The sequence below is a fragment of the Burkholderia sp. RF2-non_BP3 genome (genome assembly GCF_001522185.1).
In the GTDB taxonomy this organism is placed as follows: domain Bacteria; phylum Pseudomonadota; class Gammaproteobacteria; order Burkholderiales; family Burkholderiaceae; genus Burkholderia; species Burkholderia diffusa.
The window spans coordinates 1-25160 of the sequence record NZ_LOSU01000056.1; the positions used below are offsets into that span (position 1 = coordinate 1).

General features: G+C 65.5%; 27 protein-coding genes and 4 tRNA genes. 10 read left to right on the forward strand and 21 right to left on the reverse strand.

The annotated features are described in order from the left end of the window. Positions 1-108 precede the first annotated feature (108 nt). Together otsA and otsB are read right to left on the reverse strand one after the other, a co-directional pair. Complete coding sequence (gene otsA, locus WS45_RS26210) at positions 109-1485, reverse strand: alpha,alpha-trehalose-phosphate synthase (UDP-forming) (protein WP_059523680.1); 1377 nt, start codon at positions 1483-1485, stop codon at positions 109-111. After that, complete coding sequence (gene otsB / locus WS45_RS26215) at positions 1482-2234, reverse strand: trehalose-phosphatase (RefSeq protein WP_059523682.1); 753 nt, start codon at positions 2232-2234, stop codon at positions 1482-1484. The genes otsA and otsB overlap by 4 nt, the downstream gene beginning before the upstream one ends. 283 nt (positions 2235-2517) lie before the next feature. On the opposite strand from otsB, the gene WS45_RS26220 reads away from it, so the two are divergent. Genes WS45_RS26220 through WS45_RS26230 form a run of 3 tightly spaced genes read left to right on the forward strand, consistent with a single transcriptional unit; the run spans position 2518 to position 4494 of the window. Further along, positions 2518-3162 carry an SCO family protein gene (locus WS45_RS26220; protein WP_059702462.1) on the forward strand — a complete coding sequence of 215 codons (645 nt, stop codon included), beginning with the start codon at positions 2518-2520 and terminating at the stop codon, positions 3160-3162. An 8-nt stretch (positions 3163-3170) separates the two neighbouring features. After that, positions 3171-3611 (forward strand): copper chaperone PCu(A)C, encoded by a 441-nt coding sequence (locus tag WS45_RS26225; protein ID WP_059691100.1) that lies wholly within the window; start codon positions 3171-3173, stop codon positions 3609-3611. 10 nt (positions 3612-3621) lie between these two features. Further along, positions 3622-4494 (forward strand): cytochrome c oxidase assembly protein, encoded by an 873-nt coding sequence (locus WS45_RS26230; protein ID WP_059702464.1) that lies wholly within the window; start codon positions 3622-3624, stop codon positions 4492-4494. 12 nt (positions 4495-4506) lie between these two features. Here the strand turns inward: WS45_RS26230 and WS45_RS26235 are convergent, their stop codons facing one another. Both WS45_RS26235 and WS45_RS26240 read right to left on the reverse strand, forming a co-directional pair. After that, positions 4507-4998: a GNAT family N-acetyltransferase gene (locus WS45_RS26235; RefSeq protein WP_059523690.1), complete on the reverse strand. Its 492-nt coding sequence runs from the start codon at positions 4996-4998 to the stop codon at positions 4507-4509. Between the two features lie 127 nt (positions 4999-5125). Then, positions 5126-5992, reverse strand: a complete 867-nt coding sequence (locus tag WS45_RS26240) for a pirin family protein (protein ID WP_059523692.1) — start codon at positions 5990-5992, stop codon at positions 5126-5128. 110 nt (positions 5993-6102) lie between these two features. On the opposite strand from WS45_RS26240, the gene WS45_RS26245 reads away from it, so the two are divergent. Continuing rightward, complete coding sequence (locus WS45_RS26245) at positions 6103-7020, forward strand: LysR family transcriptional regulator (protein WP_059691097.1); 918 nt, start codon at positions 6103-6105, stop codon at positions 7018-7020. Positions 7021-7134: 114 nt separating this feature from the next. After that, positions 7135-7638 carry a GAF domain-containing protein gene (locus WS45_RS26250; protein WP_059702466.1) on the forward strand — a complete coding sequence of 168 codons (504 nt, stop codon included), beginning with the start codon at positions 7135-7137 and terminating at the stop codon, positions 7636-7638. A 74-nt stretch (positions 7639-7712) separates the two neighbouring features. Here WS45_RS26250 and map read toward each other — a convergent pair whose 3' ends face one another. Then, complete coding sequence (gene map, locus WS45_RS26255; protein WP_059523698.1) at positions 7713-8519, reverse strand: type I methionyl aminopeptidase; 807 nt, start codon at positions 8517-8519, stop codon at positions 7713-7715. Continuing rightward, positions 8519-8755, reverse strand: coding sequence for a ParD-like family protein (locus tag WS45_RS26260; RefSeq protein ID WP_059523699.1), 237 nt, complete (start codon positions 8753-8755; stop codon positions 8519-8521). Before WS45_RS26260 ends, map begins: the two co-directional genes overlap by 1 nt. Positions 8756-8904: 149 nt before the next feature. Here WS45_RS26260 and WS45_RS26265 point away from each other — a divergent pair, with 149 nt between their 5' ends. Further along, positions 8905-9564 (forward strand): helix-turn-helix domain-containing protein, encoded by a 660-nt coding sequence (locus tag WS45_RS26265; protein WP_059523701.1) that lies wholly within the window; start codon positions 8905-8907, stop codon positions 9562-9564. Further along, positions 9561-10109, forward strand: coding sequence for a GNAT family N-acetyltransferase (locus WS45_RS26270; RefSeq protein WP_059691094.1), 549 nt, complete (start codon positions 9561-9563; stop codon positions 10107-10109). The genes WS45_RS26265 and WS45_RS26270 overlap by 4 nt, the downstream gene beginning before the upstream one ends. A 265-nt stretch (positions 10110-10374) precedes the next feature. Here the strand turns inward: WS45_RS26270 and WS45_RS26275 are convergent, their stop codons facing one another. The 10 genes from WS45_RS26275 to uvrC all read right to left on the reverse strand — a co-directional run bounded on the left by WS45_RS26275 (position 10375) and on the right by uvrC (position 17261). Beyond that, positions 10375-11067, reverse strand: a complete 693-nt coding sequence (locus tag WS45_RS26275) for a hypothetical protein (RefSeq protein ID WP_059702468.1) — start codon at positions 11065-11067, stop codon at positions 10375-10377. Between the two features lie 12 nt (positions 11068-11079). Continuing rightward, positions 11080-11694, reverse strand: coding sequence for a hypothetical protein (locus WS45_RS35275; RefSeq protein ID WP_156437284.1), 615 nt, complete (start codon positions 11692-11694; stop codon positions 11080-11082). Beyond that, positions 11691-12431: a hypothetical protein gene (locus WS45_RS26280; RefSeq protein WP_059702471.1), complete on the reverse strand. Its 741-nt coding sequence runs from the start codon at positions 12429-12431 to the stop codon at positions 11691-11693. The genes WS45_RS35275 and WS45_RS26280 overlap by 4 nt, the downstream gene beginning before the upstream one ends. Positions 12432-12525: 94 nt before the next feature. Further along, positions 12526-13614 (reverse strand): site-specific integrase, encoded by a 1089-nt coding sequence (locus tag WS45_RS26285; RefSeq protein ID WP_257140629.1) that lies wholly within the window; start codon positions 13612-13614, stop codon positions 12526-12528. Positions 13615-13893: 279 nt separating this feature from the next. Then, positions 13894-13967 (reverse strand) — tRNA-Cys (locus WS45_RS26290). A 100-nt stretch (positions 13968-14067) separates the two neighbouring features. After that, a tRNA-Gly gene (locus WS45_RS26295) sits at positions 14068-14143 on the reverse strand. A 51-nt stretch (positions 14144-14194) separates the two neighbouring features. Next, positions 14195-14270 (reverse strand) — tRNA-Gly (locus WS45_RS26300). A gap of 53 nt (positions 14271-14323) precedes the next feature. After that, positions 14324-14399: transfer RNA gene (locus tag WS45_RS26305), tRNA-Gly, on the reverse strand. Between the two features lie 144 nt (positions 14400-14543). After that, a complete protein-coding gene (gene pgsA / locus WS45_RS26310) occupies positions 14544-15131 on the reverse strand; it encodes a CDP-diacylglycerol--glycerol-3-phosphate 3-phosphatidyltransferase (RefSeq protein ID WP_006757520.1) in 588 nt (195 codons plus the stop codon). 99 nt (positions 15132-15230) lie between these two features. Continuing rightward, positions 15231-17261, reverse strand: a complete 2031-nt coding sequence (gene uvrC / locus WS45_RS26315) for an excinuclease ABC subunit UvrC (RefSeq protein ID WP_059702472.1) — start codon at positions 17259-17261, stop codon at positions 15231-15233. Positions 17262-17337: 76 nt separating this feature from the next. Between uvrC and earP the strand changes: the two genes are divergently transcribed. The 3 genes from earP to WS45_RS26330 all read left to right on the forward strand — a co-directional run bounded on the left by earP (position 17338) and on the right by WS45_RS26330 (position 20878). Further along, entirely contained in the window at positions 17338-18525 is a 1188-nt protein-coding gene (gene earP, locus WS45_RS26320) for an elongation factor P maturation arginine rhamnosyltransferase EarP (protein WP_059691089.1), read from the forward strand. 138 nt (positions 18526-18663) lie between these two features. Beyond that, positions 18664-19221, forward strand: a complete 558-nt coding sequence (gene efp, locus WS45_RS26325; RefSeq protein ID WP_034206788.1) for an elongation factor P — start codon at positions 18664-18666, stop codon at positions 19219-19221. Between the two features lie 271 nt (positions 19222-19492). Next, the gene (locus WS45_RS26330) at positions 19493-20878 is read left to right on the forward strand and encodes a sigma-54-dependent transcriptional regulator (protein ID WP_059523708.1); all 1386 of its coding nucleotides are present in this window, start codon (positions 19493-19495) and stop codon (positions 20876-20878) included. 172 nt (positions 20879-21050) lie between these two features. Here WS45_RS26330 and nagZ read toward each other — a convergent pair whose 3' ends face one another. The 5 genes from nagZ to era form a co-directional block, all read right to left on the reverse strand. Continuing rightward, positions 21051-22079 carry a beta-N-acetylhexosaminidase gene (gene nagZ, locus WS45_RS26335; protein WP_059702475.1) on the reverse strand — a complete coding sequence of 343 codons (1029 nt, stop codon included), beginning with the start codon at positions 22077-22079 and terminating at the stop codon, positions 21051-21053. A 16-nt stretch (positions 22080-22095) separates the two neighbouring features. Then, positions 22096-22536 (reverse strand): holo-ACP synthase, encoded by a 441-nt coding sequence (acpS, locus tag WS45_RS26340; protein WP_059702477.1) that lies wholly within the window; start codon positions 22534-22536, stop codon positions 22096-22098. Between the two features lie 69 nt (positions 22537-22605). Beyond that, positions 22606-23382, reverse strand: coding sequence for a pyridoxine 5'-phosphate synthase (pdxJ, locus tag WS45_RS26345; RefSeq protein WP_059447973.1), 777 nt, complete (start codon positions 23380-23382; stop codon positions 22606-22608). After that, on the reverse strand, positions 23379-24218 hold the full coding sequence (gene recO / locus WS45_RS26350; RefSeq protein ID WP_014897645.1) for a DNA repair protein RecO: 840 nt from the start codon (positions 24216-24218) through the stop codon (positions 23379-23381). Before recO ends, pdxJ begins: the two co-directional genes overlap by 4 nt. Continuing rightward, positions 24205-25104, reverse strand: a complete 900-nt coding sequence (gene era / locus WS45_RS35280; protein WP_059523712.1) for a GTPase Era — start codon at positions 25102-25104, stop codon at positions 24205-24207. Before era ends, recO begins: the two co-directional genes overlap by 14 nt. Positions 25105-25160 lie beyond the last annotated feature (56 nt).

A 25160-nucleotide genomic window follows, 5' to 3' on the forward strand; every position in this document is an offset into this window, starting at 1 on the left:
GGAATACAAAACGCCCGATGCGGTGCATCGGGCGTTCTAGCGTCTGGATACTGTCAACCTATTCCAGGACTTGACACATCGCGCGACCTTCGCCGCGCGGCGCGCGGATTACACGCGCTGCAGGTCGCGCAGGAAATTGTCGCGCCACACCGATACGTTGTTCTCGCGCAGCTGCGCGATCATGTCCGCATAGCGCGCGCGCCGCTCGGCGAGCGGCATCGTCAGCGCCTGCGACAGCGCGTCGGCCATCCCGTCGATGTCGATCGGATTGACGATCAGCGCGCCCGTCAGCTCGCGCGCCGCGCCCGCGAAACGCGACAGCACGAGCACGCCCGGATCCTCCGGATTCTGCGCGGACACGTACTCCTTCGCGACGAGATTCATGCCGTCGCGCAGCGGCGTCACGAAGCCCACGCGCGCGAGGCGATACAGCGCGGCCAGCACCTGCCGGTCGTACTGGCGGTGAATGTAGAGGATCGGCGCCCAGTCGAGCTCCGCGTAGCGGCCGTTGATGCGCCCCGACTCCGCTTCGAGCTGCAGGCGGATGTCCTGGTACGCGCGCAGGTCGGCGCGCGTCGACGGTGCGATCTGCAGGAACGACACGCGGTTGCGGATCGACGCCTGATGCTCCAGCAGCTTCTCGAACGCGCGGAACCGCTCGACGAGCCCCTTCGAATAATCGAGCCGGTCGACGCTCATGATCAGTTGGCGCCCGCGCAGCGACGTGGCCATGCGCGCGGCCTTGCCGTTCTCGCCGGCCTGCGCGAGCGACGCGATCTCGTCCGGATACACGCCGATCGGATAGGCGGCCGCACGCAGCGTGTTGCCGAACGCGCTGACGCGCACCGTATGCCCTTCGCGCGCCACTTCGCCGCCCGCCTCGAACTCGATGTAGTCGCAGAATGCGCGCAGGTCCGGATCGGTCTGGAAGCCGAGCAGGTCGAACGCGCACAGCGACTCGACGAGCTCGCGATGCGGCGGCACGTTGACGAGCACCTGCGCGGCCGGAAACGGAATGTGCAGGAAAAAGCCGATGCGGTTCTTCACGCCGGCCGCACGCAGCGCACGCGCGAACGGGATCAGGTGATAGTCGTGCACCCAGATCACGTCGTCGTCCTGCAGCAGCGGCACGAGCTGCTGCGCGAGCCAGACGTTCACGCGGCTGTAGCCCTCGAACTCGTGGCGGTCGTACTGGATCAGGTCGGCGCGGTAATGAAACGCGGGCCACAACGTCGCGTTCGAGAAGCCTCGGTAATACTGGTCGTAATCGCGGCGCGACAGCCCGACGGTCGCGAACGTCACGGGGCCGCGCTCCTCGATGCGGATCTGCGGCGCACCGGACGCGACCACCTCGCCGCTCCAGCCGAACCACATGCCGCCCGTCTCCTTCAGTGCGTCGTACACGCCGATCGCGAGGCCGCCCGCCGCCGGCTCGCCTTCCGAAATCGGGGCGACGCGGTTCGAAACGATGATGAGCCGACTCATGCGCCCTGCTGCTCCGCGCCAAGCCAGCGGGCGATCTGCTCGTGCAGCGCGTCGACCGAGTCGAGCCGCGTACGGGCCGACGTCTCGCCCGCGCCGACCTTGATCGACACACCGCCGCGCGCATTGACCACCGCGAAGCCCTTCTCGTCGGTCAGGTCGTCGCCCGCGAACAGCGGCATGCGGCCCGCGAACGGCGGCTCGTCGAGAAACGCGGCCAGCGCGCGCCCCTTGTCGACGCCCTTCGGCTTGATCTCGAATACCATCTTGCCGGGCTGCAGCACGTATGCATCCGCATATTCGGCGACGAGGCGCTCGGCCGCTGCGCGAGCGGCCGGCTCGCGCTCGGGCGCGTTGCGGTAGTGCAGCGCGACGGCCGCGCCCTTGATTTCGAGCAGCATGCCCGGATGACGGTCGACGACGGCCGCGAGCTCGCGCTCGATGCGCAGCAGCCGCTCGTCGTTGAAGCCGATGCGCTGCGTGTCGCCGTTCGCATCGCGACGTTCGGCGCCGTGCAGGCCCGCGATCGGCAGGTCCGGCATGTTCAGGAACGTGTCGAGATTGTCGATCCCGCGACCCGACACGACAGCGACCGCACCGTGCGTGCGACGCCGCAGTTCATCGAGCAGCGTCAGCAGCGACGGCGGCACGTGAATGCTGTCGGGCGTCGGCGCCAGCTCGACGAGCGTGCCGTCGAAGTCGAAAAAGAACGCGGTATCGGTCAGGGACAAGGAAGCCGGAACGGATTGCATCGATTCGATGGTCTGAGGAGCGGCCTGCAAACGCGGGGCCGCCGCTGCGAGAATGGAATTGTGCGCATCTTACCGCGCCTGCGTGGCGAGATGGGCGAAACCGGTGGGGCACGCGCCTCGCGCGGCCCTCCGCGTCAACTGCGACATATTGCCCCGCTCGCCCGTGCCGTACGGGTTTCGAAAGGACGCAGGCGCGGGAATTGCGCTACAGTCGGCAACCGCCGGCCGCGCGACGCATGGCGCCGCGCCGGCCGACGACCGTTCCGTCCGATCGAGCCCCAGGATGTCGTCTGCCCGTCCCGCGCCGCACCGGCGCCTCTTCAGTCTGACCCGCTTCGTCCGCACGGCCGCGGCGCTGAGCGCCGCCGTCGCGCTCGCCGCATGCACGCACGACGAGCCGAACTGGCAACTGACCAACGTCACGGGCCACCTGCCCGACCTGTCGTTCACGCTCACCGGCGGCGATGGCCACGCGACCGACGCGAACGCGTTTCGCGGCCGCGTCGCGCTCGTCTACTTCGGCTATACGCACTGCCCGGACGTCTGCCCCGAAACGATGGCACGGCTGATGGAAGTGCTCGCGAAGCTCGGCCCCCAGGCGAACGACGTGCGCATCCTGTTCGTCTCGGTCGATCCCGCGCGCGACACGCCGCAGGCGATGCAGTCGTACGTCGCCGCGTTCGACGCCGCGCACGCGCGCGGCCTGACCGGCACCGACGGCCAGATCGAATCGCTCGCGAAGCGCTATCGCGTCGCATACCAGATGGAAAAACGCGATCCGTCCGGCGGCTACGAGGTGACGCACAGCTCGGCCGTCTACATCTTCGACGCGAACGGTCGCGCGCGCCTGCTCGCGACCGACCGCGACTCGCCCGACGCCATCGCCGCCGATGTGCGCCGGATCATCGACACCGCCCCCACCACCTGAACTCCGACATGAAGACGACCCTCAAGACGTTCGCCCTCCTCGCCGCGCTGTGCACCGGCGCGCACGCGTATGCCGCCGGCGCGATCTCCGCGCACAACGCATGGGTGCGCTGGCTGCCGAACAAGCTGCCCGCGGGCGGCTACGTGACGCTCGTCAACACGGGCGACAAGCCGGTCGATCTCGTCGACGTCGACAGCCCCGACTACGGGATGGCGATGCTGCACCAGACGGTGTCGAACGGCTCGACGCAGAAGATGGAAATGGTCGACAAGCTGACGATCCCCGCGCGCGGCAAGGTCGACATCGCGCCGGGCGGCTATCACTTCATGCTCGAGGAACCCAGGCACGCGATCAAGCCCGGCGACACCGTGCGCCTGCGCCTGAAGTTCTCCGACGGCGAGACGGTCGACACGCCGTTCGCCGTGAAGTCGCCGGCCCAGGCGAAGTGATGCGCGCGCGATGAACGTCCTGTACTGGCTCGATCCGTGGGAACCGTCGCCGACCGTGGTCATCGCGGTGCTGACGGCCGCCGTGCTGTTCGCGCGCGGCGTGAAGAAGGCGAAGGTGTCGCCGCTGCGGCAGTTCTCGTTCTGGCTCGGGCTGACGGCGCTCTACATCGCGCTGCATACGCGGCTCGACTACTTCTTCGAGCACGAATTCTTCCTGCACCGCGCGCAGCATCTCGTGCTGCATCACCTCGGGCCGTTCTTCATCGCGCTGGCCTACCCGGGCGCAGCGATCAGCGCGGGCATCCCGTTTCGCTGGCGGCAGCGCTTCGTGCGCCCCGCGCTCGCCTGGGCGCCCGTGCGCGCGACGCTCGACGTGGTGTTCCATCCGGTCGTCGCGGTCGTGCTGTTCGTCGGGCTGATCTATTTCTGGCTGCTGTCGCCGATCCACTTCATCGCGATGCTCGACTGGCGCCTGTATCGCGTGATGAACTGGAGCATGGTGATCGACGGGTTGCTGTTCTGGTGGCTCGTCGTCGATCCGCGTCCCGCGCCGCCCGCGCGGCTGTCGCCGGGCCGCCGGATCCTGATCGTCGTCGCGGCGATCCCGCCGCAGATCGCGCTCGGCGCGCTGATCTTCTTCACGCCGCACGAGCTGTATCCGATCTACTCGATCTGCGGACGCGCATTCACGTGGCTCAGCCCGCTGCGCGACCAGCAGATCGGCGGCCTGCTGCTGTGGATCCCGGGTTCGATGATGAGCGTGATCGGCGCGCTGATCGCGCTGCGGCACTGGCTGCGGCTGTCGGCGCGCGGCCGCCTGATCGACGAGCGGGCGGCCGCCCGGCGCACGCAAAACCCGCCGGTGACACGCGCCGCCCACTGACGGCGCGGCGCGTCAGCCGCGCGCGCTGGTCATCCACACGTGCGGGATGCCGTCCTCGTCGTGCACGTCCGAGCTCGGCGTGAAACCGAATGCCCCATAGAAGCGCTGCAGATGGGCCTGTGCATGCAGGCTCACCTGCGCATCCGGCCACTGCGCGCGGATGTGCTCGAGCGCGCGCGACAGCAGCGCGTTGCCGAGGCCCGCGCCGCGAAACGGTGCGGTCGTCAGCACGCGGCCGATGCGCACGTCTGTGTGCTGCGCATCCGGCAGCAGCACGCGCAGATAGCCGGCGAGACGGCCCGCCGGATCGTACGCGGCCAGGTGCCACGCGGCCTGATCCGCACCGTCGATGTCGCGATACACGCAGTTCTGCTCGACGACGAACACGGCGCTGCGCGCGTCGAGGATCGAATAGAGTTCACGCGCCGTCAGCGCGTCGAAGGATTTCCAGTGCCAGTCGAGATCGTCGGCGCGCGCGGAGGCGGCAGGTGCGGAAGCATTCATGGTCGGTCCTGATTCAAGCGCGCCGGCCGGCGCGCGGCAACCGTCGATTATGCCTCGAAGCGCGCGCGGCACGCGTGCTGCCGCTCCGCGCATGAAAAAAAGCCCCGCGTTGCGCGGGGCCTGTCCGTCACGCCGGCATCTGGCCGAAGCGGCCGCTGTTGAAATCGTCGATCGCGGTCCGGATTTCCTCTTGCGAGTTCATCACGAACGGCCCGTAACCGACGACCGGCTCATCGATCGGCTCGCCGCTCAGAATCAGCAGCTTGGCGTCGCCGTTCGCTTCGATCTCGACGTCGCGGCCGTCGCGGCTCAGTTGCACGAACTGCGCCTCGCGGGCGACCGTCTCGCCGTTCACCAGCAACGTCCCGCTCAGCACGACCACCGCGAGCGTCCGCCCTTCGGCGATCGGGAACCGTGCACGGCCGCCTGCTGCAAGCCGCACGTCCCACACGTCGATCGGCGTGTGCGTGCGGGCCGGGCCGCGCCGCCCGTCGAACTCGCCCGCGATGATCCGCGCGCGACCTGCGCCGTCCGGCAATTCGACCACCGGGATGTCCGCGTCCAGAAGCGTCTGATAACCGGGCGCACCCATCTTGTCGGCGGCGGGCAGGTTCACCCACAGCTGCACCATCTCAAGCGGGCCGCCGCGCTTCGTGAACGCTTCCGAGTGGAATTCCTCGTGCAGGATCCCGCTCGCGGCCGTCATCCACTGCACGTCGCCCGGGCCGATCACGCCGCCCGCACCGGTCGAGTCGCGGTGCGCGACTTCGCCGTCATAGACGATCGTCACCGTTTCGAACCCGCGGTGCGGGTGCTGGCCCACCCCGCGCGGCGCCGAAGCCGGCTCGAAGTTCGCAGGACCGGCGTAGTCGAGCAGCAGGAACGGGCTCAGGTGCATGCCGTGAGACTGATAGCTGAACATCGAACGCACCGGGAAACCGTCGCCGACCCAATGACCGCGCGGCGCACTGTACACACCCTGGATCTTCTTCATTTGCCTTCTCCGAATTGCGGCGAAACACGTGTTTCGCATCCTGAGGAGGAATATAGAGGTGGAACGATCGATCCGGTAGACTGCCAAAATCGCACTCAGCGTTCCATTTTATGAACGATAACGGACGGGATCTGAACGATCTCTATTACTTCGTGCAGGTGGTCGAGCACGGCGGCTTCGCGCCGGCCGGACGCGCGCTGAACATGCCGAAATCGAAGCTGAGCCGCCGCATCGCGCTGCTCGAAGCGCGGCTCGGAATGCGGCTGATCCAGCGCTCGACACGCCGCTTCACTGTCACCGACGTCGGCCAGACCTATTACGCGCATTGCCGCGCGATGCTCGTCGAAGCCGACGCCGCCGACGAGGCGATCGCGCTGCTGCACGAGGAGCCGCGCGGCATCGTGCGGGTCAGCTGCCCGGTCGTGCTGCTCGATTCGCTGGTCGGCGCGATGATCGCCGCGTTCATGGTCGCGTGCCCGCGCGTGGAAATTCACCTGGAAGCGACCAACCGGCGCGTCGACGTCGTCGGCGAAGGGATCGACGTCGCGATCCGCGTGCGCCCGCCGCCGCTCGAGGACAGCGATCTCGCCCTGCGCGTGCTGGCCGAGCGCGGGCAGTGTCTCGTCGCGAGCCCCGCGTTGCTGCGCGAGCGGGGCGTGCCGGCCGTCCCCGCCGACCTGACCCGCTTGCCGAGCCTCGATCACGGCGTGCCGCAGGCCACGCACGTGTGGCGGCTGCGCGGCCCCGACGGCGCGCAGGCGGAAATCCACCACCAGCCGCGGCTCGTGACGGGCGGCATGCTCGCGCTGCGCGCGGCAGCCGTCGCGGGCGTCGGCATCGTGCAGTTGCCGACGATGATGGTGCGCGACGAAGTCGCGCGCGGCGAACTGGCGACCGTGCTGCCGGACTGGGCACCGCGCCGCGAGATCGTGCACGCGGTGTTCGCGTCGCGGCGCGGGCTGCTGCCCGCGGTGCGCGCGTTGCTCGATTTCCTGGCCGAGCGGTTCGCCGAACTCGAACCTGACTGAGCGACGGCACCCGCGAACCACGCGCTGCAAACGGGCCGCGCGTGCCGTAGACTGCGGAACGCGCATCGCGCTTTTCACAACCCCGCTGCCCACAACCCTTTTCGCATTTCAGCCATGTTCACGCTGCCCACCGCCCCTCACGCCTCCAAGGCCGAACTCTATGCGACGCTCGTCGAGCAGGCACGCGCGCTCGTCGACACGGAACGCGACCTGATCGCGAACGCCGCGAACTTCTCCGCGCTCGTCTATCACTCGCTCGACCGCCTGAACTGGGCCGGCTTCTATTTCTTCGACGGGACGGAACTCGTGGTCGGCCCGTTCCAGGGCAAGCCCGCGTGCGTGCGGATCGCGCTCGGCAAGGGCGTGTGCGGCACCGCCGCGCAGACCCGCGAAACGCAGGTCGTGCGCGACGTGCACGAATTCCCCGGCCATATCGCCTGCGATGCCGCGTCGGAATCGGAAATCGTCGTGCCGCTGGTGGCCGCCGACGGCACGCTGATCGGCGTGTGGGACGTCGACAGCCCCGTTGCCGCACGCTTCGACGACGAGGACCGCAACGGGATGGAAGCGCTCTGCCGCGTGTTCGTCGAACACGCATGGCAGAAGGCGCGCGGTTGAGCCGCGCGACGCCAAATGAAAAGGCCCCGTCATGGGGCCTTTTCATTGCGCCGCTGCGTGCGGCTCGCCGCGCGTCAGGCCGCGTGCGTGCCGGACAGCGCCGCGAACGCCGGCGGCGTCACATCGTCCGACAGGATCTCGAAGCCCTGCTCCGTCACGACGACCATGTGCTCCCATTGAGCGGACAGCGAATGGTCCTTCGTGACGACCGTCCAGCCGTCGGCCAGCACGCGCGTGTCGCGCTTGCCCGCATTCAGCATCGGCTCGATCGTGAAGATCATCCCCGGCCGCAGCGGCACGCCGGTGCCCGGGCGGCCGTAGTGCAGCACCTGCGGCTCGTCGTGATACACGTCGCCGATCCCGTGCCCGCAATACTCGCGGACCACGCTGAACCCTTCGCGATGCGCGACCTGCTGGATCGCGTAGCCGACGTCGCCGAGCGTCGCGCCCGGACGAACCGCGCGGATGCCCGCATGCATCGCCTCGTAGGTCGTCGCGACGAGGCGCCGCGCGAGTTCGCCCGGCTCGCCGACGAAGTACATGCGGCTCGTGTCGCCGAACCAGCCGTCCTTGATCACCGCGATGTCGAGATTCACGATGTCGCCGTCGCGCATCGGCCGCGACGACGGAATGCCGTGACAGACCACGTGGTTGACCGACGTGCACAGGGTTTTCGGATAACCGTGGTAGCCGATGTTCGCCGGGATCGCGCCGAGCTCGTCGACGATGTATTCGCGGCAGCGCGCATCCAGCTCGTCGGTGGTGACGCCCGGCTTCACGTGCTCGGTGATCATCGTCAGCACCTGGGACGCGAGCTTCGCGGCCTCGCGCGACCTGGCGATTTCCGCGGCACCGCGGATCGGGATTTCGCGTCTCGCCATCACGCCACCTGCTCGATGCCGTGGGCGACCGACTCCGTCGGCCCGGCGTCGCCGCCGCGTGCTTCGGTCTCGATCAGCATCCGGCAGATATCGCCGTAGGACAGCGACGGATTGAGCTCCGCGAGCATCCCGACGCGCAGCCAGTGCTCCGCCTGTGCATTGATCGAACGGCTCAGCGCGGTACTGGTCGAGCGCAGCCGTTCGTGCATGTGCTCGGATATCTTGATGATTCCCATATGTCTCTAATTAAACGAAATATAGCCGTTTCGTATATTACGCTCGCTCCGATCGCCGGGCAAGCGCCTGGCCGCCGGCGAATCCTCGATCCGGGACAGCAGCAATTCCGTTGACATCGAATTCCAGCTTGCTGGAAAATCAATCCATCATGCAAGAATCAACCGCCACCCCCGCCGACGACACCGGCATCAACGAACGCATCGCCCGGCGCGTGCGCGACCTGCGCACGCTACGAGGCTACACGCTCGATGCGCTCGCTGCGCGTTCCGGCGTCAGCCGTTCGATGATCTCGCTCATCGAGCGTGCGTCGGCGAGCCCGACGGCCGTCGTGCTCGACAAGCTCGCGGCCGGTCTCGGCGTGTCGCTGGCCGGGCTGTTCGCCGGCGATCGCGACGACGCACCCGCGCAGCCGCTGGTGCGGCGCGCACAGCAGGCGGAATGGCGCGATCCGGCGTCCGGGTACGTGCGGCGCAATCTTTCGCCGCCCGGCTGGCCGTCGCCGATCCAGCTCGTCGAGATCGATTTCCCGCCCGGCGCGCGCGTCGCGTACGACTCCGGCGGGCGCGAAAGCGCGCTGCATCAACAGGTGTGGGTCGTCCGCGGGCGCGTCGACGTCACGTTCGGCGATCAGCTTCACGAACTGCACGAAGGCGACTGTCTGGCCATGCGCGTCGATCAGCCGCTGGTTTTCAGCAATCCGTCGTCGCACGTCGCGCGCTATGTCGTCGCGATCTGCGATGCCCCCGCCGCCGTCGGCGCGCGGAATGTGTCATCCGTTCAAGGCCGACAGGCGCAGGAGCCCGTATGAATTCCCCGACACCGCGCGGCGACGTGCGCCTGATCGATTGCAGCGAGGCCGAGCATGCCGCGGCCATTCTCGAGATCCTGAACGACGCGATCGTGAACTCCACCGCGCTGTACGACTACCGGCCTCGCCCGCCGGAAGCGATGGTCACGTGGTTCGCGACGAAGCGTGCCGGCGGGTTTCCGGTCGTCGGCGCGGTCGACGAATCGGGCACGCTGGTCGGCTTCGCGAGCTGGGGTACGTTCCGCGCGTTCCCGGCGTTCAAGTACACGGTCGAGCACAGCGTCTACGTCCACCGCGACCATCGCGGCCGCGGGCTCGGCGAGTTGCTGCTGCGCGAGTTGATCCGGCGTGCGCGCGAGGCCGACGTGCATTTGCTGGTCGGCTGCATCGACGCGACCAACGGCGGCAGCGTCGCGCTGCATACGCGGCTCGGCTTCGTGCACTCGGGCACGATCACCGAAGCGGGCTTCAAGTTCGGCCGCTGGCTCGATGCGGCGTTCTACCAGTTGAGGCTCGACACGCCGGCACGGCCGGTCGACGGCTGACCGACATCGCCGAATGTTCGGCACGCTTACAGGCGCTGACGCAGAAGCGGATCGAACAGATCCGGGGCGGATCAGCCACGACGGACGAACGGGTGCACCGAGCCATCACAAAGCAGCTTTCATCGAGCGACCCGCGCCGTCCTGGAAGGAAAGCTCGGTCGCTCCCAAGTCTTCCGGACTTTGAGGAGCAGCAGAAGCACCAAGCTGCGCGAGTCTGAGCTCGGTCGGCCTCATGAGGCCGACGGGCAAGCAAATTTTGCAGACGTTACGCACCTAGCCCAAGTCTGCGCAATTCAGCGATGGTTTCAAGCCCCGTCGGCTGCACCACACTGTGAGGCAGCGGCTCGTCCTCGAAATAGTACGCAGCGCCGACCACTTCTTCCGGACGAAATCGCGGAACCTTGCCAATATTGTCAAACTGGGCAAGAAACTCGTCAGTCGACGTGGGTCGAGAAGCCTTTAACGAAGTGAGGATCTTGGCCTGCCATCCGGCGTCCTCTTCAGTGATCGGCCACGAAGCCAAGTCGAGCAAGTCGATACCGTAGTGTTCTAACACTGCTAAGACGAAAGTGGCACATGTCAACCCTGCCCCAAGTTCCGTTTTAATCAATTGCTTCGTGTCTCTATCAAAGTATTCACCACCGTCGTAGACAATCGAGTACGGAAGTCTAGTCGAATTGATAGATTGCAGAGTCACCAACAAACCAATCAGGGCGCTGGCCGTAAAGGGGTCAAGAAAATCAGAAATTACATATGCGTAACCCGGATCAATCTGCCTGTATCTGCACGTATTGTGCCATGCAAGATCAAATAAGTGGAGGGTATCCCCATCACCCTTGACCACGAATCCGACGTGCCGTTGCCCCTCAGTGTGGGTTACAGCCTCACCGCAGATTACAATTGCGAGAGACAAATCTTCCGGCAACCGATCGTCTACTTTGTGCAGCGCGATTGTCATACGTCAGTATTATTAACGATCTAGACCACGAAGCAATTTCGCCGCATTATGTCCGCGGTTATCGAGCTCTCGCCGAGCGGAATTCAACAATCCCCGCCATGCCGGCAAATGCTGCCGAGCAGAAAACGACGAACGCAACATAGCGATTATTGAGTATTCAGTCAACTCCTTTACTTCCGCCTCCTTGAGAAGGCGATTTATCATCGCATAGGATCTATGACGAAAACTTTGCTCGATAAAATATACGAGATAAAACGACGCCAACTGCGGCCTACCAGCCTTTTCGTAGCTCGCAACTACGCCTTTGGCACGACTCAACTCAGAGAACATCGCTGTCTCCGATGATTCAGCACCCGACGCATCAATCGTCAGGACGGAGGACCAAATCGTAACGGCACTTTTCAGGATAGTGCGCGACGACCTCATCCAAACGTCAGAGGCATTCAGCGCAGACATGTCTTCGACGCTAGTTTTCCAAGTTCGAAGTACGGCGCGAGCCGCATCAACCTTCACCGCCTGACTTACCCAATCATCGTCCACATCGGATGTAGTCGATGTGCTTAATACGCGCTCATAGCTATGCGGCACCTCAACGCTTCGTGCCGGATTGACGCCAACACGTATCATGGCCTGACTCCTTCTTTCACCATCGCTTCAGCCGAATCTATCAACTCATCGAAAATTCCGACGATTTTATCGGCCGGAAGTGGATTAGCATGATCAACGGGGGTACTAAAATCCAATTCCGCCCGACAATACATAGAATCAGATATGCTAGGAACCGGACCCGCTGGAGTTATATTTATCAACTGAAGAGAAAGCGTCGATAGCTTGATCAAGCGATTTACAACACTACCATCGAGGTTCTTGGATTCACGCGGATAATTGACCTGCACAAACAAGTCTTTAACATTCGACTCTTTAGAATTCAGAATTGGCAAATAATCGCCTATCGCTGCATTACCGTCCTTGATACTATCGACAGGCATTAGAAGCACCGCGCCGAATGCAACGCGGACCCACGGAACCTCGTTCCCCTTCGCTTCTAACCACGTTTTCACCGGCTTCCGAAGAGCCGAAAGAAAGTCGGCTGCACCTCCGAGAATGGGCAGCTTCGGGCCACCCGCGTCGACTGCCGAATAGATCCAATCGGCCCGGTTGAAAGCGATTCTCATATCCAACCTGCCCGGCCCGAACGCCCCAGTTTCGGAGTGCTCGAGCACGTTGGGTTTCGACGTGACCTGCTCCGGAGCAACGCCTACGGCAATCTGCCACCAGTCCTCGGCCTTTCCAACTGGTTGCTGACTTATGAATGAAGCCCGTAGCGACTGGACTTCCCACGCACCGATGTCCGGCAAAGCCATGAAATTCTCCTGTTTTTGGCGATTGTACACGGCGCGCCGTGAGTTACATCTTTTCCTTTCATGCCCAAGGGCCACCCCTGGCATCTCGTCAATATCACCACATCCTAGCCGCCAGATCGCTTCCCCACAGGTTCGCATACCGCATCAGTACCTTGGGATTGGTGTGGCCGGTAATCTTCGCGATCTGAATATCACTCAGTGTAGTCCGCTCGACCAGCCGCGACGTCGCCTCATGCCGGAGATCATGGAACACGAGGTCCGAGCATCCTGCAGCGTCGAAGATCCGTCCAAACTGAGCCGATAGGCGCGACGACACGCGTGCGAGCACCTTTCTCCGTAGCAGCGGCGCACCTCCCGCGCGCATCGATACTTCTATCTCATCCACCCAAGGGAATAGCTGCCCGCCGTCGAAGGTGAAGCCATTCATTTCGGGATCCCGGCTGGTCACCGCCGCAATGTAGCGCTCGTAGGCAGCTATCGCCACTGTCGTAAGTGGCACAGCACGCTTGCTCCCGTTTTTTGTCCGCTCGAGCGCGGCCGTCCGACGCCCGACATCGAACTGGTCGATACCGAGCGTGTACATTTCCCGCATTCGCATCGCGGACTCGATACCCAACTCAAAGAGAAACTCCAGCGCTGGCCGGTACGGGAGTTCGAACGCACGCTCACGCCCCTTCGGCTTGCCACCATCCATCAGCCGCCGAATCTCAACCAGCTCAGCATCGCTTGGCCGACGATCACGATGCATGTCCTCCTTTAGGTCGACGTTCTGTGCCTCCACCGCGACGCGGTCTTCCTCGGTATAGGTCGCGTAGCGCTTCGGGAGCAGGCGGATCGGGTTCGTAGCCAGCATCGGGGTGCCAGACCTCACCACCCAATCGAGGCAGCGAGCAAGCGCACCGACATAGTGACGGATCGTCGACGGGGAAAGGTGGTCATGGCGCTTCATGCTCGTGACCCATTGCTCGACCCACCTGTAATTGAGCGTAGATAACGCCTTCGCCTTTGTGGCCTCACGGCCAAGCAGTGCATTCAGTACCTGGACGTCGGAGTCGGGGACGGAGACGCGGCGCAAATAGGCCCGGATTGCGTCGCCGGTGGTCGCGAGCGCGTCATGCTGCTGCATGAGCTCTTCCGGCACGATGCCGGCGTCGAGCAGCTGCTCGAGGCGGGCGACATACACATCGCCCTTCCTCAGTCTCGAACGTGAGCGAAAGTGGCTTTGGTAAAAGCTTCGCTCGCTTGATAGTGTATTCCCACGTGCCGGAGGGACGCCGTCGCTTGTTCGCCATGCTTGATCAACTCGCCTCGATTGCCAATTAGCCGATTGATGGGTGGTTGGCGTCGGTTTTTAGTTGGTTACAGGCGACTTTTTTACCACTCTAGGCGACACATTTCCATCTTTGGAAAGACGCAGAAAAAAGAAAAGCCCTGACGAATCAGGGCTTTATCTCGTTCTACTTGGAGGCGCGAGCCGGAGTCGAACCGGCCTAAACGGCTTTGCAGGCCGCTGCATAACCGCTTTGCTATCGCGCCAAAAGCGGACTGTCCGTATGCCGTGGAGGCAAGCGACAGATTTTTATTCGAGGACCATCAGTCCATCAAATAAAAAGGGAAGCGTGGCTTCCCCATTACTTGGAGCGGGAGACGAGTCTCGAACTCGCGACCTCAACCTTGGCAAGGTTGCGCTCTACCAACTGAGCTACTCCCGCATTGTCCTGCACCTGCAGCGCTTTGCCGTACAACACGCTGCCAGAAAAATCTGGAGCGGGAGACGAGTCTCGAACTCGCGACCTCAACCTTGGCAAGGTTGCGCTCTACCAACTGAGCTACTCCCGCATGTGTCCTGCATCTGCAGCGCTTTGCCGTACAACACGCTGCCAGAAAAAATCTGGAGCGGGAGACGAGTCTCGAACTCGCGACCTCAACCTTGGCAAGGTTGCGCTCTACCAACTGAGCTACTCCCGCGTATTGCTGCGCTACTGCTTCCCCGTCACACACTTACTTCGTCGTGCAGCGGAGAAGCGAGATTATGTCGAAGGCACATTCGTGTGTCAAGGGCTTTTCCAGCCCTTTTTCCAAAAACCTGCGCAACCGCCCGTGCGGGGCCGGTCACGCGCCGCCGCGCTCGCGAATCTGCGGCCATGCAAGCTTCATGTAGTACAGCATCGACCAGATCGTCAGCACCGCCGCGAGGTACATCAGCCACTCGCCCCACACGCGCGTGTCGATCGTCGCGATGCCGAGCGGCAGCGGGCCGTAGTACAGCAGCATCGGGATCGCGACCATCTGGCACGCGGTCTTGAACTTGCCGAGCTGGTTCACCGCGACGCTCTTCGACGCACCGATCTGTGCCATCCATTCGCGCAGCGCCGAGATCGCGATCTCGCGGCCGACGATCACGAGCGCGATCGCCGCATCGACCCGCGAAATCTGCACGAGGATCAGCAGCGCGGCAGTCACCATCAGCTTGTCCGCGACCGGGTCGAGGAACGCGCCGAACGACGACGTCTGGTTCCACTTGCGGGCAAGAAACCCGTCGAACCAGTCGGTCAACGCGGCGAGGATGAAGATCGCCGCCGCCGCGAGGTTGCGGTGCGCGCCGCCCATCACCGTGTCCGGCAGATAGAACACGCCGACGACGAGCGGGATCAGCACGATCCGTACCCACGTCAGGAAAATCGGGAAATTGAACGGCATGGCATGCGGGTCAGTAAAGGATTCGCAATTGTGCCGTGTCGACCGGCCTGCCACAAGAACGCGAGATCGCGCGCTGGGGCCGCCGGCCGCACGGCCGCTTCAGTGAAGCTGCTTGTAGATTTGCTCGGCGAGTGCGTGCGAGATGCCGTCGACGCTCGCCAGTTCCTCGACGCTCGCAGCCACCACGCCGCGCAGCCCGCCGAACCGCGCGAGCAGTCGCTGCCGGCGTTTCGCACCGACCCCTTCGAGCTCCTCGAGCCGTGAGGTCTGGCGCGCCTTCGCCCGCTTCGCGCGCATCCCGGTGATCGCAAAACGGTGCGCCTCGTCGCGGATCTGTGCGACGAGCATCAGCGCGGCGCTCTCCTTGCCGAGTTCGAGCGGCGCGCGGCCGTCCGCGAACACGAGCGTCTCGAGGCCCACCTTGCGCCCTTCGCCCTTCGCGACACCAACCAGCATCGACGTGTCGAGCCCGAGTTCGGTGAACACCTGTCGCGCGATCTCGACCTGCCCTTTGCCGCCGTCGATCAGCACGATGTTCGGCAGCAGGCTCGATGCCTCGGCCTTGCGCGTCGATTCGCCGTCGATGCCGGCCGCATCGTCGGCGGACGCCGCCTGCGCGGCCTGCTCGACCATCTTCTCGTAGCGACGCGTCAGCACCTGCCGCATGGCCGCGTAATCGTCGCCCGGCGTGATGCCGGTGATGTTGTAGCGACGGTACTCGCCCGACTGCATCTTGTGATGGTGATAGACGACGCACGACGCCTGCGTCGCCTCACCCATCGTGTGGCTGATGTCGAAACATTCGATCCGCAGCGTTGCAAGATCGTCGCCTTCGAAGCTGAGCGTCTCCGCGAGCGCGCGCGTGCGCGCCTGCTGCGAGCCCTGCTCGGACAACAACCGTGCGAGCGCGATCTGCGCGTTCTGCTCGGCCATCGACAGCCACGCGCGCCGCTGCCCCTGCGGCTGCCGCACCAGCGAGACCTTGTGACCGGCCTGCTCGGACAGCAGTTCGAGCAGGTCGCGGCTCGCGGGCGCGTGGCTCACGACCAGCACGGGCGGCACGCGGTTGCCGAGATAATGCTGCGCGATGAACGCATCGAGCACCTCGGCCTCCACCGACGCCCCCGCGTCGCGCGCGGCGGCAGCATCTTCCGCAGGCCCGTCGGGCAATGCCGCGGCGGTTTCGTCGGCAGCGTCCGCCGCCTCGGCTTCGTCGCCGAGCCCGCCTTCGGCAAGCGTCAGCGCACTTTCGACGTGCGTCGGGAAATAGGCCTTGTCGCCGAGATGCCGGCCGCCGCGCACCATCGCCAGGTTCACGCACACGCGCCCGCCCTGCGCGACGACCGCCAGGATGTCGACGTCGCTGTCGCTGCCGACCTCGATCGCCTGCTGGTGCAGCACCGTCGCGAGCGAGCTCATCTGGTTGCGCACGGCGGCCGCCTGCTCGAACTTCAGGTCGGCGGCGAACGCGTGCATCTTCTGCTCGAGCTCCTTCATCACTTCCGACTGCCGGCCGAGCAGAAACCGCGCGGCATTCGACACGTCGATCGCGTAATCGTCCTCGGAAATCGCGCCGACGCACGGCGCCGTGCAGCGCCCGATCTGATGCAGCAGGCATGGCCGCGTGCGGTTGTTGAAGACCGAATCCTCGCAGGTGCGCAGCTGGAACACGCGCTGCAGGATCTGGATGCTCTCGCGCACGGCCCATGCGCTCGGGAACGGCCCGAAATACTGGTTCTGCTTGTCGACCGAGCCGCGGTAGTACGCCATGCGCGGAAAGCGGTGCGCGGTGAGTTTCAGGTACGGATACGACTTGTCGTCGCGAAACAGGATGTTGTAGCGCGGCGTAAGCGCCTTGATCAGGTTGTTCTCGAGCAGCAGCGCCTCGGCCTCCGAGCGCGTGACGGTCGTCTCGATGCGCGCGATGCGCGTGACCATCATCGCGATGCGCGGCGACAGCTGCGTCTTCGTGAAATAGCTCGATACGCGCTTCTTCAGGTCGCGCGCCTTGCCGACGTAAAGCACGGCGCCCGCCGTGTCGTAGTAGCGGTAGACGCCCGGCATGTGCGGCAATTGCGCGAGGATCTTCTTGGGTTCGAACGGGATGTCGGCGGCTTCTGGGGATGTCATGCGTGATCCGGGTGCCTTGTGGCGCGGAACGGGTCCATTAGAATCGCCAGTTTAGAGCATTCACCGGCCCGCTTCGATGCCCCGCACCGCCCCCGCCTCCCCTGCGCCGCTCGCACCCGACGAACCGATCGCGTGCGACCTCTTCTGCACCGTGATCGACAACTTCGGCGACATCGGCGTGTGCTGGCGCCTCGCGCGCCAGCTCGCACACGAGCATGGCTGGCAGGTGCGGCTCTTCATCGACGATCTGCGCACGTTCGCGCGGCTGCTGCCGGGGGTCGATCCCGATGCCGGGCGGCAGACGCTCGACGGCATCGTGATCGAACACTGGCATGCGGAAGTCGGCGATGCGCTGGAGATCGCCGACGTCGTGATCGAGGCGTTCGCGTGCGAGCTGCCCGGCGCGTATCTCGCGGCGATGGCGCGCCGCGCGCGCCGCCCCGTGTGGATCAATCTCGAATACCTGAGCGCCGAGGACTGGGTCGCCGATTTCCATTTGCGGCCATCGCCGCATCCGCGCTACCCGCTGCTGAAGACGTTCTTCTTCCCGGGTTTGTCGGCCGGCACGGGCGGCGTGCTGAAGGAACGCGACCTCGACGCGCGCCGCACGGCCTTCGAAGCCGACGCGGCAGCGCGCGCCGCCTGGTGGCGGCAGGCGACCGGCGACGCGCCGCCGGCGCCGGGCACGACCGTCGTCAGCCTCTTCGCCTATGAAAATCCGGCCGTCGACGCGCTGCTCGCGCAGTGGCGCGACGGCCCGTCGCCCGTCGTCGCGCTCGTGCCCGTCGGCCGCATATCGCCGGCCGTCGCCCGTTTCTTCGGGGTCGAATCGTTCGGCGCCGGCGCGCGCGCGACCGCCGGCAACCTGACCGCTTACGGGCTCGCGTTCGTCCCGCAGGCCGACTATGACCCGCTGCTATGGGCGGCCGACATCAACTTCGTGCGCGGCGAGGACTCGTTCGTCCGCGCGCAATGGGCGCGCAAGCCGTTCGTGTGGCACATCTACCCGCAGGCCGACGACGCGCACCTGCCGAAGCTCGACGCCGCGCTCGCGCACCTGTCGGCTGGCCTCGCCGACGCGCCGCGCGCGGCGCTCGAGCGCTTCTGGCACGCATGGAACGGCGGCGGCACGCCCGATTGGGCCGATTTGCTGCAACATCGTGCCGCGCTGGACGCCAACGCGGCATGCTGGGCCGACGCGCTGGCGGGCGTCGGCGATCTCGCCGGAAAGCTGGCGGAATACGCAAAATCTCAGTTAAAATAAGCGGTTATCCGACGGCTGACCACGCAAGCGCTCGCGTTTGGGGCTCTTGGCACCCACCGGAACGCCCCCCGCTTGCGCCGTCAGCCGTTGTGCAACGCTCAGGCACCTATTTATTTGATTGGATCAGGACAGTTTTTTATGAAGACCGCACAGGAACTCCGCGTAGGCAACGTCGTGCAGATCGGCAGCGACGCATGGGTCATCGCAAAGACGGAATACAACAAGTCGGGCCGTAACGCCGCCGTCGTCAAGATGAAGATGAAGAACCTGCTGACGAACGCAGGCCAGGAATCGGTCTACAAGGCTGACGACAAGTTCGACGTCGTCGTGCTCGACCGCAAGGAAGTGACGTATTCGTACTTCGCCGATCCGATGTACGTGTTCATGGACGCCGACTACAACCAGTACGAAGTCGAAGCGGAAATGATGGGCGAAGCGCTGAACTACCTCGAAGACGGCATGGCGTGCGAAGTCGTGTTCTACAACGAGAAGGCGATCTCGGTCGAACTGCCGACGATCCTGGTTCGCGAGATCACCTACACGGAACCGGCCGTCAAGGGCGACACGTCGTCGGGCAAGGTGCTGAAGAACGCCAAGCTCGCAACGGGCTTCGAACTGCAAGTGCCGCTGTTCTGCAACACCGGCGACAAGATCGAAATCGATACGCGCACGAACGAATATCGCAGCCGCGCGTAATCGCCCGCGATTTCCGGATCGAACAAAGCGCCCTTCGGGGCGCTTTTTGTTTGTCTGCCGCCAACAGCACCGATGCGTCGGCACCATGGGCAACACAAAATCCAGCACTAAAGGTATTCAATTTGTATCATCGGTAACTGTTTTATAGCGACAAAGAAATAATGCACGTCAGGTGTTCAGCGGGGCATAAAATCAGTTTTTAATCTGACATGCGGCTGCGGCCGGCTCGATGGCCGACAGCCCGCCTCTCTTGACTCGACTCGCGTCCACCATGCCACACGCCCTGATTGTCGAAGACGATCCCAACAGTCTGTCCGGCCTGACCGCACTGCTCGCCGCGGACGGCTTCTCGGTCGACACGGCCACGTCGCTCGCCGAGGCACGCACGGCGCTCGGCCGCTCGATTCCCGATGTCGTCCTGGTCGACCTGAACCTGCCGGACGGCAGCGGATTCGACCTGCTCCAGCATCTGCCGCAGCAGCAGCCGAACGGCTCGCTGCCGGTGATCGTGTTGACGGGCAATGCGACGGTCGAGAGCGCGATCGAAGGCCTGCGTCACGGCATCTGGGATTACCTGCTGAAGCCGATCAACATTCCGCGCCTGCGCAGCCTGCTGGCCCGGATTCCGCGTCCCTACGAACTGATCGACGAAGTGCGGACGCTGCGCGCGTCGCTGCGCCACCTGGGCCGTTTCGGCGCGCTGGTGGGCCGCAGCGAGGCGATGCAGCACGTGTACGACATGATCGAGCACAACGCCGGCACCGAAACGGCCGTGCTGTTCACGGGCGAAGCCGGCACCGGCAAGAAGCTGGCCGCGCGCACGCTGCACGACCTGAGCCGGCGCCGCAAGGGGCCGTTCGTGTCGTTCGACTGCCGCACGATCGCGCATGCCGGGCGTCACGGCGCGTCGCTCGACAGCGTGCTGTTCGGCCATGAACGCGGCGCGTTCGACGGCGCCGAGCGGCGCGAATCGGGCCTGTTCGAACAAGCGGGCGGCGGCACGCTGTTCCTCGACGAGATCACCGCACTGCCGCTCGTGCTGCAGGAGGCGCTGCTGCATGCGCTCGACTCGCAGAACTTCATGCGGATCGGCGGCACGAGCTCGATCGCGAGCGACTTCCGGCTGATCGCGACCACGCGCCGCCCGGCCCGCGAGGCAGTCGCGAACGGCACGCTGCGCGAGGATCTGTGGCTGCGTCTCGACGCGGCATCGATCACGATGCCGCCGCTGCGCGAGCGCGACGGCGATGCACTCGCCATCGCGGACGCGCTGATCGACGAACTCAACCGCGAAGCGCGCGCCACCGGCCGCAGCACGACCGACAAGCGCGCGGCCCCCGGCTTCGTGCGCGAATGCCTGTCCTACGAATGGCCCGGCAACGTGCGCGAATTGCAGGAGCGCGTGCGTTTCGCCTATGACGCGTCCGGCGATTTCATCGAAACGCTGCGCGCGGGCGAAGCGAGCTTCGCGGCCGGCGCCGCGCTGAACGGCAGCAGCGTGCAGATCAAGGTCGGCACCCCGCTGTCCGACGTCGAGGACCTGCTGATCCGCGCGACGCTCGACGCGGTCGGCGGCACGCGCCATCGCGCGGCGACGCTGCTCGGCATCAGCCCCAAGACGCTGTACAACAAGCTGCAGCGGATGAAGGTCAACTGACCGCGCCGCAGTTGTTCGGGGCGCTGGCGGGGGTTGACGGTTAGTTGCACGAGGCTATGTCGCCTTGCACCTCGCCCCGCGTCGATGGAAAAGCAAAAAGCCGCGCACAAGCGCGGCTTTTTGCTTTCGACAACGACAACGGGAAAGGCGACACCGCGCCGCCCTTCTCCGCTTACGCCAGCGCGCTGCCGAGCAGCGCCTGCGCCTGCAAATACTCGGGTTGCACGATCAGCTTGTCCCACTTGAGCGGCTTGCCGCGCGCCCGCATCCGCTTGATGCGCCGCACCGACTCGGCCGACGCCTGCGCCTTCAGCCCGTTCAGCACGACCTCGGCCGCGTCCGGCTGGTTGCAGACGAGCACCATGTCGCAGCCGGCGGCGAGCGCCGCGTCGGCCGCCTGCGTGAGCGTGCCGCCTTCGCGTGCCGCCTCCATCGACAGGTCGTCGCTGAAGATCGCGCCCGTGAAGCCGAGCTGCCCGCGCAGGATGTCCTGCAGCCACACGCGCGAGAAACCCGCGGGCCGCTTGTCGACCTGCGTGTAGATCACGTGCGCGGGGATCACCGCGGACAGCGACAGGCCAAGCCAGTCGTACGGGGCGACGTCCTGCTTGAGGATCGCATCGAGCGGCCGGTCGTCGGTCGGCAGCGCGACGTGCGAATCGGCTTCCGCGAAGCCGTGCCCCGGAAAATGCTTGCCGCAGTTCGCCATGCCCGCGAGCGACAGCCCGTGGTTCAGGCTCTTCGCGAGCAGCGTGACGACGCGCGGGTCGCGATGAAACGCGCGATCGCCGATCACCTTCGAATGCCCGTAGTCGAGATCGAGCACCGGCGTGAAACTCATGTCGATCCCGCATGCGCGTAGCTCGGCGGCCAGGATGTAGCCGACCGCGGTCGCGACCTTCGTCGCGAGCAGCACGTCGCGGTCCCACAGCTCGCCGAGGCGGCGCATCGCCGGCAGCACGGTGAAGCCGTCGGTGCGGAACCGCTGTACGCGGCCGCCTTCATGATCGACGGCGATCAGGATGTCCTCGCGCACCGCGCGAATCGAATCGGTCAGCGCGGTCAGTTGCGCGCGGTTCTGGAAATGCCGTGCGAACAGGATCACGCCGCCGGTGTTCGGATGCGCAAGGCGCCGCGCGTCGTCGCGCGACAGGGCCGTGCCGACGATGTCGAGCATGACCGGGCCGGGAGTCGTTTTCATCGAATCGGAAAGTCCGTCAGGGAGTGGTTCGGGAAACAGGTGCGGGTGCAGGCGGCGCCGCGGCATCGGCCTCGGCGACCACGAATGACACCGCGTAGTCGCGTTCGTCGCTGACCGTCACGCGCGCCGTGATGCCGCGCGCGGCGAGCCAGTCGGCCAGCTCGCCCGACGCGACGACGTACGGTTCGCCGCTGCGCTGGTTGAGGGTCTGCAGCGCGCGCCACGTCATCGGCCAGTGCATGCCGAGCCCGATCGCCTTCGAAAACGCTTCCTTCGCGGAAAAGCGTGTCGCGAGAAACGCGATGCCGCGCGCCTCCGAGCGCGCACGGCGCGCATGGAACACGCGCAGCTCGTCGGGGCCGAGCACCTTCTCGGCGAACCGGCCGCCCGTGCGCTCGAGCACGGCCGCGATGCGGCTCACCTGGACGATGTCGGTGCCGATGCCGTAGATCGCCATCTCAGCGCCCGCCGTGATGCGCGGACGATGCCGGGCGACGAGCGAAGCGCGCGCGCACGCAACGCATCGTCAGCGCGCGCCGCCGTGCAGCGCGGCGACCCGTGCGGCGACCATGATCGCCTTCATCTCGCGCACCGCGTTGTCCCAGCCGGCGAAGATCGCGTGCGCGACGATCGCGTGGCCGATGTTCAGTTCGACGATGCCGTCGATCGCGGCAATCTGCTGCACGTTCGTGTAATGCAGGCCGTGGCCGGCGTTGACCTTGAGGCCCAGTTGCGCGCCGGCCTGCACGCCCGCGACGATGCGCTCGTATTCGCGCTGCTGCTCGGCTTCATCGTGCGCATCGGCGTAGCGGCCGGTATGCAGCTCGACCACCGGTGCGCCGGCTTCATGCGCGGCGCGGATCTGCGTCTCGTCCGGATCGATGAACAGCGACACGCGCACGCCGGCGTCGGCGAGCTGCCTGCATGCCGCACGCACGGCCTCGAAACGGCCGGCAACGTCGAGACCGCCTTCGGTCGTCAGTTCCTCGCGCTTCTCCGGCACGAGGCACGCGTCGTGCGGACGCACTTCGCATGCGATATCGAGCATCTCGGCCGTCACCGCGCATTCGAGGTTCATCCGCGTCTTCAGCAGCGGGCGCAGCTTGCGCACGTCGGCGTCGACGATGTGGCGGCGGTCCTCGCGCAGGTGCAGCGTGATCGCGTCGGCACCGGCCTCTTCGGCGGCGAGCGCCGCGCGGATCGGATCGGGATAGGTCGTGCCGCGCGCGTTGCGCAGCGTCGCGACGTGGTCGATGTTCACGCCGAGGTCGATGGCGGTGGGCGTTGTCAGGAAGAAACTCATAGGTTTTGCAGGTCGATCAGGATCTGACGCGTGGCAAGCGGCGTACCGCCGAGATAGGTGTTCAGCAGGAAGCGCATCAGCGTCTTGCTTTGCGCGACCGTCTGGGCTCGATGGTAATCGTCCTGCTCCATGTCGAGCAACGTCTGTCCGGTAATCACCGGCCAGTGCGACGGTACGTCGTCGTCCGCATTGCGCACGCCGCGCTCGGGATCGAACACGTAGCGGCGATCCGGTTCGACCGCACGGCGCGCGACCGTGCGGTTCAGCGCCATCGCATAGCCGGTCTCGCGCAGCAGCACGCGCTCGAACGAACGCAGCACCTGCACCGCGGGCTCGCCGTGCGCAAGGCGCGTGAGGGTGAGCACGTAATGATTGAAGAGCGGCGGCTGCGGATCCTCGCGCGCGCAGAATTTCACGAGCAGCTCGTTCGCGTAGAAGCCGCACAGCAGCCCGTCGCCGCCGAGCGGCAGCATCCCGCCGACCCACTCGGCACCGGTCAGCGTGCGTACTTCGGATTTGCCCGACCAGGACAGCAGCAGCGGCTGGAACGTCTGCAGCACGCCGCGCAGCGCGGAGTGCGGGCGCTTCGCGCCCTTCGCGACGAGCGCGAGGCGGCCGTGATCGCGCGTGAGCACGTCGATGATCAGGCTCGTTTCCCGGTACGGATAGCTGTGCAGCACGAACGCCGGCTGCTCGGCGACGCGGAAATCGGACGTGCGAGACGTCGCGCGCCGCGCCTTGCGACGCGGCGGTTCGGGCGGTGCCGGCAACGGCGCGTCGTTCGCGCCGGCGGTCACCGCGTCTTCGGTCGACGTCAGCGCGTCATTCGTACCCATAGGCGCGCAGCCCCGCCTCGTTGTCGGCCCACCCGCTCTTCACCTTCACGAAGGTCTCGAGATACACGGGGCCGTCGAACAGCTTCTCCATGTCCATCCGCGCCTCGGTGCTGATCTGCTTGAGCTTCTCGCCCTTCTTGCCGATCACCATCGCCTTGTGCGAATCGCGCTCGACGAGGATCGTCGCGAAGATACGCTTCAGGCGCCCTTCCTCCTCGAACTTGTCGATCAGCACGGTGCTCGTGTACGGCAATTCGTCGCCGGTCCAGCGGAACACCTTCTCGCGCAGGATTTCAGCCGCGAGGAAGCGTGAGCTGCGGTCGGTCAGTTCGTCCTCGCCGTAGATCGGCTCGCCTTCCGGCAGGTACGGCTTGATCGTGTCCAGCAGGCGCTTGATGTCTTCCGGCCGCTGCGCCGACAGCGGCACGAGTTCGGTGAATTCGCGCAGCTCGCTCACCTTCTGCATGAACGGGAACAGCGTCGCCTTGTCGGCCACGCGGTCGATCTTGTTCGCGATCAGCAGCGTCGGCATGCCGGGCGGGATCAGGTCGAGCACCTTCTGGTCGTCGGGCCCGAAGCGGCCGGCCTCGATCACGAACAGGATCACGTCGACCGACGTGAGCGTCGACGTGACCGCGCGGTTGAGCGAGCGGTTCAGCGCGGTGCTGTGGCGGGTCTGGAAGCCCGGCGTGTCGACGAACACGAATTGCGCGTCGTCGAACGTGTTGATGCCGGTGATGCGATGGCGGGTCGTTTGCGCCTTGCGCGACGTGATGCTGATCTTCTGGCCGACGAGTGCGTTCATCAACGTCGACTTGCCGACGTTCGGGCGGCCCACGATCGCGATCATGCCGCAACGGAAACCGGTAGGAGCGGGAGTGTTCATATCGTTTGGGAGACAGGTTCGGAAACGGCCGCGCGGCGCGCGGCACGATCGAGGGG